The 15903-nt window shown below is 45.2% G+C and carries 21 protein-coding genes; 15 read left to right on the top strand and 6 right to left on the bottom strand.

What is annotated here, in order from left to right:
* The first annotated feature begins 28 nt into the window (after nt 1–28).
* The 4 genes from ACQCVE_RS16175 (at nt 29) to ACQCVE_RS16160 (ending at nt 1512) form a co-directional block, all read left to right on the top strand.
* Nucleotides 29–409 (top strand): TetR/AcrR family transcriptional regulator, encoded by a 381-nt coding sequence (locus tag ACQCVE_RS16175; protein WP_426863409.1) that lies wholly within the window; start codon nt 29–31, stop codon nt 407–409.
* Nucleotides 403–585, top strand: a complete 183-nt coding sequence (locus ACQCVE_RS16170; protein ID WP_426863408.1) for a hypothetical protein — start codon at nt 403–405, stop codon at nt 583–585. The genes ACQCVE_RS16175 and ACQCVE_RS16170 overlap by 7 nt, the downstream gene beginning before the upstream one ends.
* 88 nt (nt 586–673) lie before the next feature.
* Nucleotides 674–1111: an OsmC family protein gene (locus ACQCVE_RS16165; RefSeq protein ID WP_426845446.1), complete on the top strand. Its 438-nt coding sequence runs from the start codon at nt 674–676 to the stop codon at nt 1109–1111.
* Nucleotides 1112–1356: 245 nt separating this feature from the next.
* Nucleotides 1357–1512: a DUF1540 domain-containing protein gene (locus ACQCVE_RS16160; protein WP_426845445.1), complete on the top strand. Its 156-nt coding sequence runs from the start codon at nt 1357–1359 to the stop codon at nt 1510–1512.
* Between the two features lie 544 nt (nt 1513–2056).
* On the opposite strand, the gene ACQCVE_RS16155 is transcribed toward ACQCVE_RS16160, so the two are convergent.
* Together ACQCVE_RS16155 and ACQCVE_RS16150 are read right to left on the bottom strand one after the other, a co-directional pair.
* On the bottom strand, nt 2057–3379 hold the full coding sequence (locus ACQCVE_RS16155; protein WP_426863407.1) for a short-chain fatty acid transporter: 1323 nt from the start codon (nt 3377–3379) through the stop codon (nt 2057–2059).
* Between the two features lie 144 nt (nt 3380–3523).
* On the bottom strand, nt 3524–3697 hold the full coding sequence (locus tag ACQCVE_RS16150; protein WP_426845441.1) for a YozQ family protein: 174 nt from the start codon (nt 3695–3697) through the stop codon (nt 3524–3526).
* Between the two features lie 139 nt (nt 3698–3836).
* Here ACQCVE_RS16150 and ACQCVE_RS16145 point away from each other — a divergent pair, with 139 nt between their 5' ends.
* Nucleotides 3837–4139: a DUF6509 family protein gene (locus ACQCVE_RS16145; protein WP_426863406.1), complete on the top strand. Its 303-nt coding sequence runs from the start codon at nt 3837–3839 to the stop codon at nt 4137–4139.
* A 33-nt stretch (nt 4140–4172) separates the two neighbouring features.
* On the opposite strand, the gene ACQCVE_RS16140 is transcribed toward ACQCVE_RS16145, so the two are convergent.
* The 3 genes from ACQCVE_RS16140 to ACQCVE_RS16130 form a co-directional block, all read right to left on the bottom strand.
* Nucleotides 4173–4574: a cytosolic protein gene (locus ACQCVE_RS16140; RefSeq protein ID WP_426845437.1), complete on the bottom strand. Its 402-nt coding sequence runs from the start codon at nt 4572–4574 to the stop codon at nt 4173–4175.
* 73 nt (nt 4575–4647) lie between these two features.
* Nucleotides 4648–5145 (bottom strand): metallophosphoesterase family protein, encoded by a 498-nt coding sequence (locus tag ACQCVE_RS16135; protein WP_426845435.1) that lies wholly within the window; start codon nt 5143–5145, stop codon nt 4648–4650.
* 45 nt (nt 5146–5190) lie between these two features.
* Nucleotides 5191–5685 carry a DinB family protein gene (locus ACQCVE_RS16130; RefSeq protein ID WP_426845433.1) on the bottom strand — a complete coding sequence of 165 codons (495 nt, stop codon included), beginning with the start codon at nt 5683–5685 and terminating at the stop codon, nt 5191–5193.
* A 163-nt stretch (nt 5686–5848) separates the two neighbouring features.
* Between ACQCVE_RS16130 and ACQCVE_RS16125 the strand changes: the two genes are divergently transcribed.
* Nucleotides 5849–6586 (top strand): AAA family ATPase, encoded by a 738-nt coding sequence (locus ACQCVE_RS16125; protein ID WP_426863405.1) that lies wholly within the window; start codon nt 5849–5851, stop codon nt 6584–6586.
* 43 nt (nt 6587–6629) lie between these two features.
* Here the strand turns inward: ACQCVE_RS16125 and ACQCVE_RS16120 are convergent, their stop codons facing one another.
* Complete coding sequence (locus tag ACQCVE_RS16120; RefSeq protein ID WP_426863404.1) at nt 6630–7796, bottom strand: iron-containing alcohol dehydrogenase; 1167 nt, start codon at nt 7794–7796, stop codon at nt 6630–6632.
* Nucleotides 7797–7949: 153 nt separating this feature from the next.
* On the opposite strand from ACQCVE_RS16120, the gene ACQCVE_RS16115 reads away from it, so the two are divergent.
* The 9 genes from ACQCVE_RS16115 to ACQCVE_RS16075 all read left to right on the top strand — a co-directional run bounded on the left by ACQCVE_RS16115 (nt 7950) and on the right by ACQCVE_RS16075 (nt 15826).
* On the top strand, nt 7950–8237 hold the full coding sequence (locus ACQCVE_RS16115; protein WP_426845428.1) for a putative quinol monooxygenase: 288 nt from the start codon (nt 7950–7952) through the stop codon (nt 8235–8237).
* Between the two features lie 334 nt (nt 8238–8571).
* The gene (locus ACQCVE_RS16110) at nt 8572–9114 is read left to right on the top strand and encodes a helix-turn-helix domain-containing protein (protein WP_426845426.1); all 543 of its coding nucleotides are present in this window, start codon (nt 8572–8574) and stop codon (nt 9112–9114) included.
* A gap of 35 nt (nt 9115–9149) precedes the next feature.
* On the top strand, nt 9150–10253 hold the full coding sequence (locus ACQCVE_RS16105; protein ID WP_426863403.1) for an ABC transporter ATP-binding protein: 1104 nt from the start codon (nt 9150–9152) through the stop codon (nt 10251–10253).
* Nucleotides 10243–11046, top strand: coding sequence for an ABC transporter permease (locus tag ACQCVE_RS16100; RefSeq protein WP_426863402.1), 804 nt, complete (start codon nt 10243–10245; stop codon nt 11044–11046). The genes ACQCVE_RS16105 and ACQCVE_RS16100 overlap by 11 nt, the downstream gene beginning before the upstream one ends.
* Nucleotides 11043–11846 (top strand): ABC transporter permease, encoded by an 804-nt coding sequence (locus ACQCVE_RS16095; protein ID WP_426845420.1) that lies wholly within the window; start codon nt 11043–11045, stop codon nt 11844–11846. The genes ACQCVE_RS16100 and ACQCVE_RS16095 overlap by 4 nt, the downstream gene beginning before the upstream one ends.
* On the top strand, nt 11843–12916 hold the full coding sequence (locus ACQCVE_RS16090; protein WP_426845418.1) for an ABC transporter substrate-binding protein: 1074 nt from the start codon (nt 11843–11845) through the stop codon (nt 12914–12916). Before ACQCVE_RS16095 ends, ACQCVE_RS16090 begins: the two co-directional genes overlap by 4 nt.
* A gap of 943 nt (nt 12917–13859) precedes the next feature.
* On the top strand, nt 13860–14456 hold the full coding sequence (locus ACQCVE_RS16085; protein WP_426845417.1) for a TerD family protein: 597 nt from the start codon (nt 13860–13862) through the stop codon (nt 14454–14456).
* Between the two features lie 46 nt (nt 14457–14502).
* On the top strand, nt 14503–15081 hold the full coding sequence (locus ACQCVE_RS16080) for a TerD family protein (RefSeq protein WP_426845415.1): 579 nt from the start codon (nt 14503–14505) through the stop codon (nt 15079–15081).
* A 166-nt stretch (nt 15082–15247) separates the two neighbouring features.
* Nucleotides 15248–15826, top strand: coding sequence for a TerD family protein (locus tag ACQCVE_RS16075; protein ID WP_426845413.1), 579 nt, complete (start codon nt 15248–15250; stop codon nt 15824–15826).
* Nucleotides 15827–15903: the final 77 nt, after the last annotated feature.

Genomic DNA, 15903 nt, shown 5'->3' with positions numbered 1-15903 from the left:
GTTTATTGCTTCTTGGGGAGTGAAACAAATGTCTAAAAGAGAAGAGATCATCAGGCAGGCAAGAGAAGTCATCCATTCAAAGGGCTATAAGGCTGCCGGGGTAAATGATATTATGACTTACGCCCACATTGGAAAGGGCCAGTTTTATTCTTCGAAATATGATTTAGGGCTGGCTGTCGTTGAACAGCTTACACGGAAGTGGGAAGAGAAGATTGTGGGAATCATTCAAGCGGATGGTGCTCCTCAAGAAAAATTGAGTGGAATGCTAAACTGGATTATTGGATATCATAAGCAGGCAAACGACTATTCGGAGTGTCCAATTGGGAATCTTGCATTAGAAATGAGTGAGCACGATGAAGAATTCAACGCTTTTTCCGAAAGTGGGCTAAAGCTCTGGAGGCCGTGCTAAAAGATTTGTCTGAGTGCACTTCATTTAAGCCTTTTGTCAATCTTCGCAGTCATGCCTTATCAATTGTAGCGCAAATAGAAGGCGGGATTATGCTGATGAAAAATGACAGAGATTTGAAAACCTTAGAAGAGGTAGTTTCTGTTATTCGCAGCCAGCTAGAGCTTAAGAAAGTATAAGCATTTTCTTCGCTCGGAGAGAAACAAATATGATATTCTCACATTGTACCTACCAGTTGGTACAATGTGATGTTAAGGAGGAAGAATAATGAGTAAAATGATCGAACGTATAACATCCGTTTCTGAAGGTGTACAAACGAAAGTAACCTCAAAAAACCATACCTTGATTATAGATGAGCCTGCCTCAATGGGAGGAAAAGACGAAGGACCTAATCCACTGGCAACACTTCTTGGTGCACTATCAGGCTGTGAAACAGTCGTTGCAGGAATGGTGGCAAAAGAAATGAACTTTGACTTGCAGGGCATTGATTTTGATATCAGCGGTGAATTGGACCCAAGAGGCATGATGGGTGATGAAAACGTACGCCCTTACTTCAACAAAATTACAATTAATGCGAAAGTTAAAACAACTGAATCCGATGACCGCATTCAGGAATTAAAAGAAAAAACAGATTCAAGATGTCCGGTATTTACAACCCTCAAAGCAGCGGATATTGAAATGATCGCAAATTGGGTCAAAGAGTAATCATTATCGGATATCAGGAAATAAAAAAGGGATCAGAGCCTTACGCTCTGGTCCCTTTTTACGTTACGCCGGATGAAAAGAAGCGCTGAGCTTATGTCCTTAACGGCGGTGTCATCTTATCTAATCAGCCCATCAGCCCGGCTGCAATGAAGTTCGGGTTTATTCGTTTTCAAAATTTAGAATGGGGTATCTATATAATAAGCTATTGTCATGATCTCTTAAAAACGGTTTTGGAGGTGGGAACTGTGGCTCAGGACGTATTGTGTGAAGTCAGCAATTGTGTCTACAACATGAAAGGCAGCAAGTGCGGTGCTAAGCAAATCTACGTAGTCAGTCATAAAGGAACCAAAGCCGATTCAAGTCATGAAACGGATTGCCAAACATTTAAACCGGAAGAATAATATTCGGGAAAGAAGGAGCTGATGATGTCAGCTCCTTTTTGGTTCCAAAAGGAAAGAAATGACGAATTTTGTCGAAAAGTCTTTATATTGAAAGTACCGACAATAAAAAGGAAGTTGAGACAATAAAAGCAAAGTACGGACAATAAAATTCGAGTTCGGACAATATATCCTGCAATACGGACAATAAATGAAAAATTCCTTCTGAAATAGGAACACGAACCGGTCGAATTTCTGTCATCCCGGGGCAAATCCGCTGATATCAGTTGGATTCGGTACTCGTGCAGCTGAAAAAGCCCTTTAAAATAAAAAAAGCCCATTCTTCAAGAAAAAACTTCGAAAAATAAGAGACACCACCCTTTCTGATAAATAGGCATCCCCCGTATCCCAATGACCCAAGATAAGCAGTCTCGAAGTGTTCAAAAACCCCTTGACAGCGTTCTCACCATTCACGGGTATACAGCAACAGTGGGGCACGTTTCAAAACCCCGCAAAAATCGTCAGCTAATAGAAAAGAGGCTTCCTTAACCAGGAAGCCTCTAACCATTTATAAAAACAGCAATCCCAGGGAGATGATGATTCCGCTTGCGAGAAGAACAAAGACGCAGAACCCCATAATGTCTTTTGCTTTCAGTCCCGCAATGGCAAGGGCTGGGAGTGCCCAGAATGGCTGGATCATATTGGTCCAGGCGTCGCCCCAAGCAACAGCCATAGCCGTTTTAGCCATAGAGACATCAAGGGTTTTCGCCGCATCCAGCATAACCGGTGCCTGTACAGCCCATTGCCCTCCACCGGACGGAACGAAGATGTTCACAATTCCTGCACTCCAAAATGCGAATAGCGGAAATGTCTGAGGATTTGAGATGGACACAAAGCCTTCAGAGATGACAGCTGCCAGGCCCGATGTCACCATCATACCCATAATACCCGCGTAAAAAGGGAACTGAATGATAATCCCGGCTGCTCCTTTTACTGCTTCATTTACAGCAAGAAGGTACTGTTTAGGTGTACCGTGAAAGAGAATCCCGAGGAACAGGAAAAGAAAGTTTACTATATCGAGATTAATCAAGAACCCTTCGCTGATGAAGTAGCTGATTAGGAAAACCAGACCTAACCCCCCAATCAGAAGGGAGAGGAGCCGGCTGTTTTCAAGACGAAGAGCGGGAGTCATGGCCTCTTTTTCTATGGCTGCGGCTTCATATGACGATTCCTCCAAAAGAGCAGGATCAACCGATACGGTTTCATCTCTGCCCGGCATCATAAGCCTGTTAACGATGGGGAGAGTAATGAATAGCGCAGCCATTATCATCAGATTAAATGGGGCGAAAATCGTTTCACTTGTCGGGATGACTCCGATTAGATTTTCAGAAAAGTGGCCTTCTGTTGCAATCGTAAGCGGAATCGAACCGGAGAAGCCCCCATGCCAGATTACAAAGCCGCTGTAAGCACTGGCAATCAGCAGGCGATAGTCTACTTTCTCTACTTTTTTGGCCAGCTCTTTTGCATAAAGGGCCCCGATGACTAATCCAAATCCCCAGTTGATCCAGCTGGCGGCCATAGAAACGAGGGTTACATATACAATGGCCTGGCCAGGCGTTTTTGCGGTACTGGCCATCGCACTCAACACCTTTTTGAAAAATGGGCTGCTGGCAAGAACATGCCCGGTCACTAAAACCAAAACCATTTGCATGGAAAAACTGAGAAGCGCCCAAAAACCGTCTCCCCAAAACTGAACCATTTGCAAAGGAGAGCTTGGGGTGAACAGGAGTCCCAGCAAAAAGACAGCGAAAGTCAGGATGACGACAAACAAGAATGGGTCGGGCAAATAGCGCTGCATCAATCGGTTGGATAATGAAATCATTGTTTTCAAGGTAGCATCCCTCCTATAGGCACTCTCTAATGTATTCGCTTACAAAAGTGGATTTCCTTGTTGTTTATTAATTCTGTAAAATATCCCGCCGGATTCAGCACCTGAAATACAAAAGAACGAGAGCCAAGGCCCTCGTTCTGCTTTTCATTTTTCAGTTTTATCTTTTATTCCCTGATCGATGGTTCCGGCTGAATAGTGGTCACTGATTTGATCGTGGGTAATCTCTAAACCTGTTGACGTATGCTCCTGCGTTTTCTCTGCCGGATCGAATGACTTGCCTGCTACCTCTTCTGCCAATTCGGTAAGTTTGGTGCTCAAGCTGAATCGCTCCTTTCGATGTCCATGCACCGTTGCTAAGATGCATAGTAAACCATTCCCTTTTTGCCTTCCTCATACACACGATATTTCATTGTCAGTGGAAGTTGTGTATAATCCGGGTGAAAGGATGGTGCAAAAAATGCTTGCGATTAAAAGCCATGAAGCCGAATTGCTTGAGGATCCGTTTGGGATTTTACCAGGTGAACGGTATGAATTTTTGCTTGATCTGGAGGTTCCTGAGGACGATGAGCTCTTCTCTGAAAACGGAATTTACTTACGGGTTATTTATCTGATAGAGGATGAACAAGGACGCATAACCCACTATCAATTTTATGAAAAAGAAACCGGACAAAGCTTTGACTTTGCTCTCGATGAGGAAGAGGAAGCAATAGTTGCCGCATACTGTCTTCAGCATTTGCCTGAGGAACCGGGAGAAGAATAGAAAAAGGCTGCCCGATTTGTGCAGCCTTTTTGCTTAGATGGATTTATTTGCTTCTTCCACAATATGAAACATCAGATGAGCCAGATGATGAATCGGTCCGTACACTTCCTCATCTTCGCCGGCTGCTTCCTGTTCTTCGTTAAACTCCAGGTCGTTCAGATAAAGAGCGGTGAACTGATAAAAGTCTTTAAGTTCAAAGCCATAGCATGCAGATGGGTCCTCTTCGTTTTCCTCATAATGAAGGACCAGGTAGGATTCCTTGCCATTTTGGTCTGCCGCATCAAAAAATACGAAATACCCTACATTTGTATCCAAATCGAATAAATGGCGGGTGCCGCCCTCCGTTTGCGTGCTGAAGTCTTCCTCTGATAAATGGTAAACCGTCATATCCTCTGTTTGATCTTCTTTGTGGAACGTTACCGTAAATGGTTTCATTTTTTCAGCCTCCATCATTGTTTTTTCTTGTGTAGTATACCCTTTTTTCAAGTACTGCAGATCAGTTCACCTCTCAGGGCTTGAAAAAAACGTGTTTAGCATATATTTCTTCTTCCAGCCTTATGATCCCATATGAAAAAAGGGCCTGTCTTCTTTTATCCGTAGGAGAGCCGGGATTAAAAAGAAGAACCCCATCCTGCTGTTTGCTGATGGGAATATGGGAATGGCCAAAAATCAAACTGTCCAGCTTCTCGTTACCGAAGGCATTCAATGCCCGCTTTTCGGTAGTTGCCCCTTTTCCCTCATGCCCGTGGACAACACCGAGAGCAAAACCATTTAGGTTCAAAATCAGCCGGGATGGAAGCACTTCTTTCAGTTCTTTATCATCGGCGTTCCCATAAACAGCATATACGGGAGGTCCATATCTGCACAGATCATAGTACGCATCCAGGTTAAGGAAATCCCCAGCATGAATAATCGCATCAGCAGATTTAGCCTGAGCTTTAACGTGGTCCGGGAGAGCTTTGGCCCGTTTCGGTATATGAGTATCGGAAATGACGAAAAGGTTCATTTCTTCACCTGCATGCAAAAAGCTGACAAAACTGTCAGCTTAGCTTTAGCCAAGAGAATTTAAATTGGCCCATTCTTCTTTGCTTGGGCCATATACCCCCGGCACTTTAAGGCCTGCCTGGCGCATCAGAACAGTCATTTGTCCTCTGTGATGGGCCTGGTGCTGAATTAAATCACGGAGGATGGATTGAACAGGACGCTCGTTTCCGAAGAACTCCCGGGTTTCATTTAATGTTTCGTCAGACCATTGTTCCTGAACGGCTTTAACCATTGACTTGCTGGTGCTGCTGTAGGCGGAAGCAATTTCTTCAGCCGATTCCGGCACCGTTTCAATATGGGCGGGATGCTGGAATTGAAGTCCTGTTTGAGAAAGCAAGCTGTGTATGGCTACGGTTATGTGCCATCCCAGTCCCCCGAGATGATTGTAGCCCGGAGAAATTTCCTGTGCCAATGACTCATCGGTAAGCGTGTTCAAAATTCGTTCTGTCGCCTGGGCTTCCCGGTTCCATTCATCTATAAACTCCTGTTTTGCTGTAAACATCCAGCATTCCTCCTTTAAGATAAACTCTGTGCAGAGTGGTCAGATTTTAAGTTCATACTCTCTTTATACCCGTTTGCTGCGAAAAAAGGCAAGCAGAACCAAATTTAAGCCGGAATGCCCAAGTAAGTTATAATGGGAGAAAAAAGAAAGGGAGGGCATCCGTTTGTTTTTGAGAAGCATCCGACTAAGGCATTCCAACAGCAGCTTACCGAATGCCTATCCATTCTCGATCCCGGCAATCCGGAATATAAAAGAGCTTGTATTTGACTCCAGTGTGACTTTTTTCTGCGGTGAAAATGGATCCGGGAAGTCAACGCTGCTCGAAGCCATTGCCTATCAATGCGGATTTAATACAGCAGGGGGAAGCCGCAGCAATTTTTACGATGCGGATGCTTCCCAATCGGATCTCGGGGAGTACCTTCAGCTGTCATGGTTTCCGAAAACGAGCAGCGGGTTCTTTTTTAGAGCGGAATCGTTTTTTCAATTTGCAAGCCACATCGATGAGCAGGCAAAAATGCATCCGTCCGCACTGGAAAGCTATGGCGGCAAATCCCTTCATCATCAATCCCACGGGGAGTCTTTCCTGTCTCTTTTCACGAACAGGCTCGGGAGCGGAAATGCCATTTACCTCTTAGATGAACCGGAGGCCGCATTATCCCCTCAACGGCAGCTCAGCTTAATAAGGATCATCCATGATCTGACCAGAGAAGGAGAAGCGCAGTTTATCATTGCGACCCATTCTCCTATTCTGCTCGGTTACCCTAATGCCTCAATCCGTCTTTTTGGTGATGGGGAAATTGTTGAAACGGAGTATGAGCGAACGGAGCATTATCAGCTGACCAAGTATTTCCTGGATCACCGGGAGAAGCTGCTCGCAGAAATCTTTAAGGATGAAGAATGAAATGATAAAAAGCCCCAAGAGCCTATGCTCTCGGGACTTTGAATTAAAAGGTCACGTCTTCTCCATAATAAGCAGCCTGGAAAAGCTTCTTCATTTCGTTTTCTGATGTTTCGCGAGGATTTGTTGACGTGCATGGATCCTCTAGTGCATTTTTAGCCATTTCATCCACATGTTTAGTGAACAGCTCTTCTGAGATGCCGTATTCTTTCAAAGAGTTAGGGACATTCATTGCTTCATTCAATGAACGAACCCAGTTTACAAGTGCATCCGTCAATTCTTCGCTCGTTTCGCCGTTTAAGCCGAGCCGTTTTGCGATAGCCGCAAACCGGTCTGCAGAAACGGTACGGTTAAACTGAATGACATATGGCAAATAAATGCCGTTTGCACAGCCATGCGGGACTTCAAAGGTCGGGCCGCTTTTATGCGCCATGCTGTGCACGTTTCCGAGGACGGCGTTGGAAAAAGCCATTCCAGCCATTGCCTGTGCATAGTGTACCTGTTCCCGGGATTCCTTATTGCCTTTATAGGAAGACACAAGATGATCCTTCAATATTTCAGCTGCTTCAATGGCAAGGGAATCGGTGAAAACCGTTCTGGGCTTCGCCACATATGATTCAATACTATGGGTAACGGCATCCATTCCACTGTAAGCAATCAGTTTTTCAGGTAAATCTTCTACCATGACCGGATCAATAATTGCCATATCCGGAGTCAGCTCAAAGCTTGCAATCGGATATTTGATTCCGGTTTTTCCATCCGTAATGACGGATAGATTTGAAATTTCAGATGCCGTACCGCTCGTGGTCGGTATGCCGATGAATTTAGCCTTCTTCCGAAGCGGAGGCAGATTGAACAGTTTAATGGTTTCTTCAAATTCTATTTCCGGATATTCATAGAAAATCCATATGGCTTTGGCAGCATCCATAGGGGATCCGCCGCCGACACCAATGATCCAATCCGGGTCAAAGCCGTCAAGCTCTTTCGCCTTTTCGCGTGCCATCTCAACTTCAGGTTCGCCTGAAAAGCCTTCAATGACTTTTGTTTCAATATCTTTCTCAGAAAGATAGGATAGAATTTTATCCAGGTGCCCGTTTTCTTTAACGGAGCCTCCGCCGATGACAACGGCTGCTTTTTTCCCCTCAAGCTCCTTCAGTTTTTCAAGAGCATTTTCTCCAAAAAAGATGTCGCGGGGTATAGTAAACCGATTCATGTATAAAACTCCTTTTTATTAAGTGACTTTTAGCCATAGTGTTTGAATAACCGAGTTGGTGAAAGATTAAACATTGGAATGTACAAGCAGATGGTTACCTAACCCGGAGTATTTTGTTTTATAGTGAAATCGTAAAAGCTAGGAGGAATGAGCATGTCCCAAATCACGATCAACGCCATCATGAAGGCAAAACCTGGAATGGAAGAGAATCTTTTTAAAGAAATGAAAAAAGTGATTGCCCCTTCCAGAGCAGAAGAAGGCTGCATCAGCTACGATCTTCACCGCTCAAAGGACGACCCGGCCATTTTTGTCTTTTATGAAAACTGGAAAGATCAAAAGGCAGTAGACGCCCACATCGCTTCAGATCATTACAAAGCTTACCGGGAAACCATCGCACCTCTTATCGAAACGAGAAATGTGTATTTTCTGGAAAAAGTATAGTGAGATGCGCACACCGTATTGGATACGGTGTGTTTTTTTGTTGTGTAGGAAAGGATGAAACAGGTCCTAGCGGATGCATCGCATTTCCTGATCCAGTTCAAGGGACTAGCCCCTCGAAGTGCTGAGGACCTCAGGATGCTGGTCAGTTAGTTCTTTACTGCAGAAGGACGTCGCGCATTTAGCAGAACTTCATTCCTTCCAGGCGCTTGCGGTTTGTCCCGTCCTGTTGAAAAATTAAATGAAAAGATTATAATAAGAAATGCTTAAAGTAAACTTTTAGTAAGGGAATACAAAACTTCTTCAAGCCATTCTAAAAAGAAAAGAAGGATCCTGTATGCAAATTGGGAAGAAAATAAAGAACCTGCGATTAAAAAGCGGATTGACTCAAGGGGAGCTTGGGGAACGCACAGATTTAAGCAAAGGGTATATTTCGCAGCTGGAAAGAGATTTAAGTTCACCTTCGCTGGATACATTTTTTAATATACTGGAAGTTTTGGGGTGCAGCCCGGAAAAGTTCTTTCATGCAGGAGATGACGTTCAAAAAGTCGTTTATGCTGAAGAGGAACAAACCGAATATAAGGATGAAGAAAAGGGCTATTCCATAAGATGGCTGGTTCCTGAATCCAACGAAAAAGAAATGGACCCGATTATCCTCTCTTTTGAAGAAAAAGGAGAGTTTAAACAATTCGAAGCGTCTTCCTCTGAAACATTCGGATATGTGCTGAAAGGAAGGGTATCCATACGAATTGGCACCCGCTCCTATCAGGCAGAAGCAGGGGAATCCATCTATTTTTCTGCTTCCGATTCCCATCAATTTATCAATGATTTTAGTGGCGAGACAGAGATCATCCTCGTCGCAACTGAATCCTACTTATAATCAAACGTTTGTTTAACCACTAAAGGGAGGCTGCTATGAATAACGAGACGATCATACGATTTGAGGGAGTAACAAAGCAATTTGATGAAGCGGCTGTGCTGAATCATGTCAGCTTTGAAATTGAGCGGGGCAAATTTTATACACTGCTTGGACCATCAGGATGCGGGAAAACAACCATTCTCCGCCTGATTGCCGGATTTACCGAGCCGACTGGCGGCAGCATCTATTTTAACGATAAATTAATCAACAAGATACCGGCCAACAAGCGCCAGGTAAACACGGTTTTTCAAGATTACGCCCTTTTCCCGCACTTGAACGTATTTGAAAACGTTGCGTTCGGATTACGGATTAAAAAGGTGAAAAATGAGAAGATTACAGAAAAAGTGAAGGAAGCCTTAAAATTTGTTAATTTAGAAGGCTATGAAACCCGGGAAATTGCAGAGATGTCCGGTGGGCAAAGGCAGCGTGTAGCCATTGCACGGGCTATCGTCAACGAGCCGGAGGTCATTTTACTTGATGAGCCGCTATCTGCCCTTGATCTTAAGCTTCGGACAGAGATGCAGTACGAATTGAAAGAGCTGCAGCGAAGACTTGGCATTACGTTCATTTTTGTTACACATGACCAGGAAGAAGCGCTCGCAATGTCCGATGAAATCTTTGTTCTGAACAAAGGGAAAATCCAGCAGAGCGGAACACCGACAGATATATACGATGAACCGATCAATCGGTTTGTTGCAGATTTTATCGGCGAATCCAATATTGTCCCTGGAACAATGGTGGAAGATTACCGGGTGGAATTTGCAGATAAGGTCTTTGAATGCGTGGATCGCGGATTTCATCCGAATGAAAAAGTGGAAATTGTAGTAAGGCCGGAGGATTTAGCCATTACGGTAAAAGATGCCGGGAAGCTTCAGGTTCAGGTAGATTCCCAATTATTCAGAGGCGTTCATTATGAAATTTGCTGCTACGATGAAGCCGGCAATGAATGGCTCGTTCATTCTACGAAAAAAGCGTCTGTAGGAGAAGAAATCGGACTGGACTTTGAGCCTGAAGCCATTCATGTCATGCGGTTTAATGAAACGGAAGAAGAATTTGATAAGCGTCTCGAATCCTACGAGGGAGACGGCTATGCAAACTAACACCCGCAACCTGTATTTAATCCCTTACATTTTATGGATGGTGCTGTTTGTAGCAGCGCCGGTCGTTCTCATTTTTTATTATTCCCTCTTTGATATTGAAGGAAATCTGACACTATCCAACTATGCGAATTTCTTTACGCCTGTTTACATGCAAATGACACTGAGCTCTTTCTGGTATGCATTCCTGATTACATTGTTCTCGCTGCTCATTGCTTACCCGACAGCCTATTTCCTTACAAAAACGAAGCACAAACAGCTTTGGCTGCTGCTCATCATTCTGCCTACCTGGATTAATCTTCTGCTGAAAGCTTATGCGTTCCTGGGAATCTTCGGCACATATGGAACGGCCAACAATTTGCTGGAATGGCTAGGAGCCGGAAGACAGCAGATTCTGTTTACTGATTTCAGCTTTGTCTTCGTTTCCGTCTATATCTTTATCCCTTTCATGATTTTGCCGATTTATAATTCGATTGAGAAATTGAATCCATCCTTACTGGATGCAGCGAGGGACCTCGGTTCTTCCTCATGGACAACGTTTAAACGGATCATTTTCCCGTTAACCATTTCCGGTGTGAAATCAGGCTGCCAGGCTGTATTCATTCCAGCCCTCTCGCTGTTTATGATTACAAGGCTGATTGCAGGCAACCGTGTCATTACTCTTGGAACGGCCATTGAGCAGCATTTCCTTGTGACCCAGGACTGGGGGATGGGAGCCACCATTGCCGTATTCCTGATCCTCGCAATGGCGATTATCATTCTATTTACCAACACGGGAAGGAGGAGCGCAAGATGAGGAAAAACAGCAAGCTTTCAAACCTTTACTTAGTCCTGGTCTTTGCCATCCTCTATGCGCCTATTTTTTACCTTATGTACTACTCCTTTAACAGCGGCGGAACAATGAGAGAATTTGAAGGCTTTACACTTGATTGGTATAAAGAGGTTTTCCAGGATACGAGGCTTCTGATCATCGTTCTGAACACACTGATCATCGCTTTGCTTTCATCTGCCATCTCTACAATCATCGGGGTACTGGGAGCATTAGCGATCACCTATGTGAAAAGAAGGCGTATAAAAAACACACTGCTTACCTTAAATAATGTCTTGATCGTTAGTCCGGACGTTATCATCGGTGCTTCCTTCCTGATTTTGTTCACCATGATCGGCATCAGGCTTGGATTTACATCCGTTCTGCTTTCCCACATCGCATTCAGCGTTCCCATCGTTGTCATCATGGTCCTGCCAAAGCTTGAAGAAATGAGCTCAAGCCTTGTCGATGCGGCAAGGGACTTGGGAGCAAGTAAATGGGAGGTCCTGTCCAAAGTCGTGATCCCCTACATCACACCAGGCATTTTCGCTGGCTTTTTTATGGCGCTGACCTACTCGCTGGATGACTTTGCCGTCACATTCTTTGTAACCGGCAGCGGCTTCTCTACCTTGTCGGTCGAAATCTACTCGCTGGCAAGGCAAGGGATTTCACTAACCATTAATGCGCTCTCCACTTTAATTTTCCTGGTAACCATTAGTCTGGTCATCGGCTATTATTTCATTACTCAGCGCAGCAATCGCATGAAAGGGGTGGAAATCCGAAAATGAATCAGCTTCTGCGTGCTTTTCTTATCATTTCCATCCTTTCTGCCGTTTTATTAATTTCCATTAATCAGCTGAACCGTTCCCAAGGCTATTCAGGCGGAAACACGCTCACCATCTACAACTGGGGGGACTACATTGATCCCGAGCTCGTGGATCGGTTTGAAAAAGAGTCAGGTATTAAAGTAGTCTACCAAACCTTCGATTCCAACGAAGCTATGATGACAAAAATCTCCCAAGGCGGAACAACGTTTGATATCGCGGTCCCGTCCGAATACGCCATCAGCAAAATGAAGGAAGAGAACCTGCTGCTCCCGCTCGACCATACGAAGATTCCTAATCTGAAAAACATCGATGAGCGGTTTCTGAATTTATCCTTTGATCCCGACAATCAGTACTCCATCCCTTATTTTTGGGGAACGGTCGGCATCGTTTACAATCCCGGCATGCTCGGAGGAAAACAAATCACGAGCTGGGATGACTTGTGGAGAAAAGATTTGGAAAATCAAATCCTGCTGGCTGACGGAGCAAGAGAAGTGATGGGAATGGGCTTAAACAGCCTCGGCTATTCACTTAACGACACCAATGAAGCTCATCTTCAAGAAGCGAAAACGAAGCTGACTGAGCTCACCCCTAACGTCAAAGCCATCGTCGGTGACGAAATCAAAATGCTCCTCGCCAGCGAAGAAGCCGCTGCAGGCGTCGTCTGGTCAGGAGATGCCTCAGAAATCATGAGCGAGAATGAGAAGCTTGACTATGTCGTACCGGAAGAAGGCTCCAACTTGTGGTTCGACAACATGGTCATTCCAAGCACCGCCGCCAATACGGAAGCAGCCCATCAATTCATCAACTTCATGCTTCAGCCCGAAATCGCTGCTCAAAATGCTGAATATGTCGGTTATTCCACACCGAACAGAGAAGCCCTCCCGCTTCTTCCCGAGGACATTTCAGGAGATAAGCGCTTCTACCCGGATCCGGAAACAACAGCTAAGCTCGAAGTCTACGACAACCTCGGCAAAAAAATGCTCGCTCATTACAACGAACTGTTCCTGGAATTTAAGATGCACAGGAAGTAAAGAGTCCGGGCGGCAGAACGTGAGCTTTACGGAAACTTTTTTATGGCTCGTTTTTGCAGACATTAAACAGCAGGCAGGTTTCTTCTGCAAACAGGGCATGTGGCTCCTCCGACCCCCGGCGCGGTAAAGCATTGGGGGCTGGAGGGAGAAACCCCTGATTCCTACTCCCCCAGCGCTTTTAAGGGTTAGGGGACGGAGCTGGATTAGTAGACATAATTGGGGTCGGAGCCATGCTCCGACCCTGTTTTTCTGCCTTTTGGGGGACAGAGCAGAGACCTTGGGAATCCTTGTGCTGCAGCATGTCAATCAGATTGGGGACGGAGGTTTAGTGCTTTAGCAGAGTGGGGGCCGGAGGCAGTAATGGCATCCGGAGTTATCAAACGAAGTCAGACGCCTGGCAAAGAGATAGCACAGAACGGTACCGAAACTTTACTGCTGTAGAGGGGCGAGGGATGGAGGCGTCACGGGGTCGGGCCTTTCTCACCAAGAACTGGCAGGCTTGGTGCCGGAGCTTTAGTACGAGCCAGCGAAAGCGGGGTCAGGCGCGGTGCCTGTCCCCTGCTGCTTCACCGCATCAGGGGACAGAGGCGTGACTTCGCAATCCCTTGTCCGCCAACGTTTAAGAGAAATGGTGCCGGAGCTTTAATACTTTAGCGAAAGCCGGGCCAGACCCCACCCGAAAAATCCCGCTCCAAAACCCAGAAAAATTTACCACAAACCTCATTTCATCAAAAAACGAAACCTTTCGTCAGGCTTGGCCGTATAATCAGCCTATAGGCGTTATCACCCGCAGGAAAGAACGGGAGGATTGTCGCTCAAAGTTGAATGCTTTGGAAAATATGTGGTATCATTTTCTTGGAATGCTGTATGCAGCTTCATTACAGTTTGCATGCTTGCTGGACAAGGTTTTAAAGGCTTTATAACTGGGAAGGAGTGTTGAAGAATGGCTATATCCTTGCAAAAAGGACAGAAGATTGATTTAACAAAAGGCAGAGCCGGTTTATCTTCCATAACGGTTGGGCTAGGCTGGGATCCAGTTAAGAAAAGCGGCGGGTTCTTTGGTTTCGGCGGAGGAAGCAGCAATATCGATTGTGATGCATCTGTGCTGATGCTGAATGAGAACGGCAAGCTGGCGGATAAAAAGGATTTAGTTTATTTTGGAAATAAAACAAGCAGCTGCGGGAGCGTCCAGCACTCAGGGGACAACCTGACTGGAGAAGGGGAAGGCGACGATGAGCAAATCAGAGTGGACCTTGGCCGCATCCCTGCACATATACATAGGCTGGTTTTCGTTGTAAATATTTATCAGGGTGTTCAGCGCAAGCAGGACTTTGGGATGATTCAAAATGCGTTTATCCGTGTCCTGGACAACTCAAACAGCAGTGAGCTTGTTCATTTTAACCTGACAGACAATTTTTCCGGGCTGATGGCTCTTGTTCCAGGCGAGATTTACCGTCATAACGGGGAGTGGAAGTTCAACGCGGTTGGCGATGGAACAAAAGATGCGTCGATCAGCGAGATTGCGAACCGTTACGTTTAATAGAATAACAGTCTGATAAAAATCCAATTAAAGCGAGGTTATTAAAATGGCAATCAGTTTAGCAAAAGGACAAAAAGTAGATTTAACTAAATCAAATCCGGGTCTGACGAATATTGTTGTAGGTCTTGGATGGGACGTAAATAAGTATGACGGCGGACAGGACTTTGACCTTGATTCCTCTGTATTCCTTTTAAACGCGGAAGGAAAATGCTCTTCCGAAGCAGATTTTGTTTTCTACAACAATACAAAAGGTGCGAACGGTGCGGTTGAGCATACAGGAGACAACCGTACTGGCGAAGGGGAAGGCGATGATGAGCAGGTAAAAGTGAACCTGCCTGGCGTTCCGGAAAACATTCAGAAAATCGCATTTACGATTACGATTCATGATGCGGAAACACGCAGCCAGAATTTTGGACAAGTCAGCAATTCTTATGTGCGTATCTTAAACGAAACAAATGGCGAAGAGCTGATCCGCTACGATCTTGGCGAGGACTTCTCTATTGAAACAGCTGTTGTTGTAGGTGAGCTATACCGTCATGGCAGCGAGTGGAAGTTCAGTGCAATCGGCAGCGGCTATCAGGGTGGCCTTGGTTCACTGGTAAGCGACTACGGCTTGAACGTCTAAACGGCGATTGCATGAAACAGGGGTGACTTTACGCGAGCGGTCAGCCTTCTCTATTAAGCTGGGCATCACGGATCTGACAGGTGTACAGCAAAGGGGGGGCTGCTGTTTGCAGGTCTCCCCTTTTTTAAACTGCAGAGCGAACATTAAAAATGAATGGAGGATACCCATGACACTCTCGTTATCTAAGGGACAGCGCATTGACTTGACGAAAACCAATCCAGGGCTGACTAAAGTAGTGGTTGGGCTTGGCTGGGATACGAACCGTTATAGCGGAGGCAATGATTTTGATTTGGATGCAACTGCATTTATGGCGGATGCTTCAGGAAAAGTTCAAAATGACAGTGAATTTATTTTTTACAATCAGCTGAAAAGCCCGAATGGTGCAGTAGAGCACACAGGAGATAATCGTACAGGTGAAGGGGACGGGGATGATGAGCAGATTCTCGTAGACTTCTCGCTAATGCCTGCCCATATCCAAAAAATTGGAATTGCCGTTACCATTCACGATGCAGAGTCCCGCAGACAGAATTTCGGACAGGTTTCCAACGCGTTTGTCAGGATTGTGGATGCCCAAACGGATAAAGAAATCCTCCGCTACGATTTAGGAGAAGATTTTTCCATTGAAACAGCTGTTGTTATTTGCGAGCTTTATAAACATGGTTCTGACTGGAAATTCAATGCAATCGGCAGCGGGTTTTCAGGGGGGCTGGCATCTCTTTGCCGAAATTATGGTTTAGAAGTTTAAGATGTATGCGGGGAGACAGCATGTCTTCCCTTCTGCCTTTTAAAAGCGTTTTTCAAATAGCAGATCATTAGAAGAGG

It is taken from the genome of Metabacillus sp. 113a (assembly GCF_050107635.1).
Taxonomy (GTDB): Bacteria; Bacillota; Bacilli; order Bacillales; family Bacillaceae; genus Metabacillus_B.
This window is presented reverse-complemented; position numbering and strand designations above follow the sequence as displayed.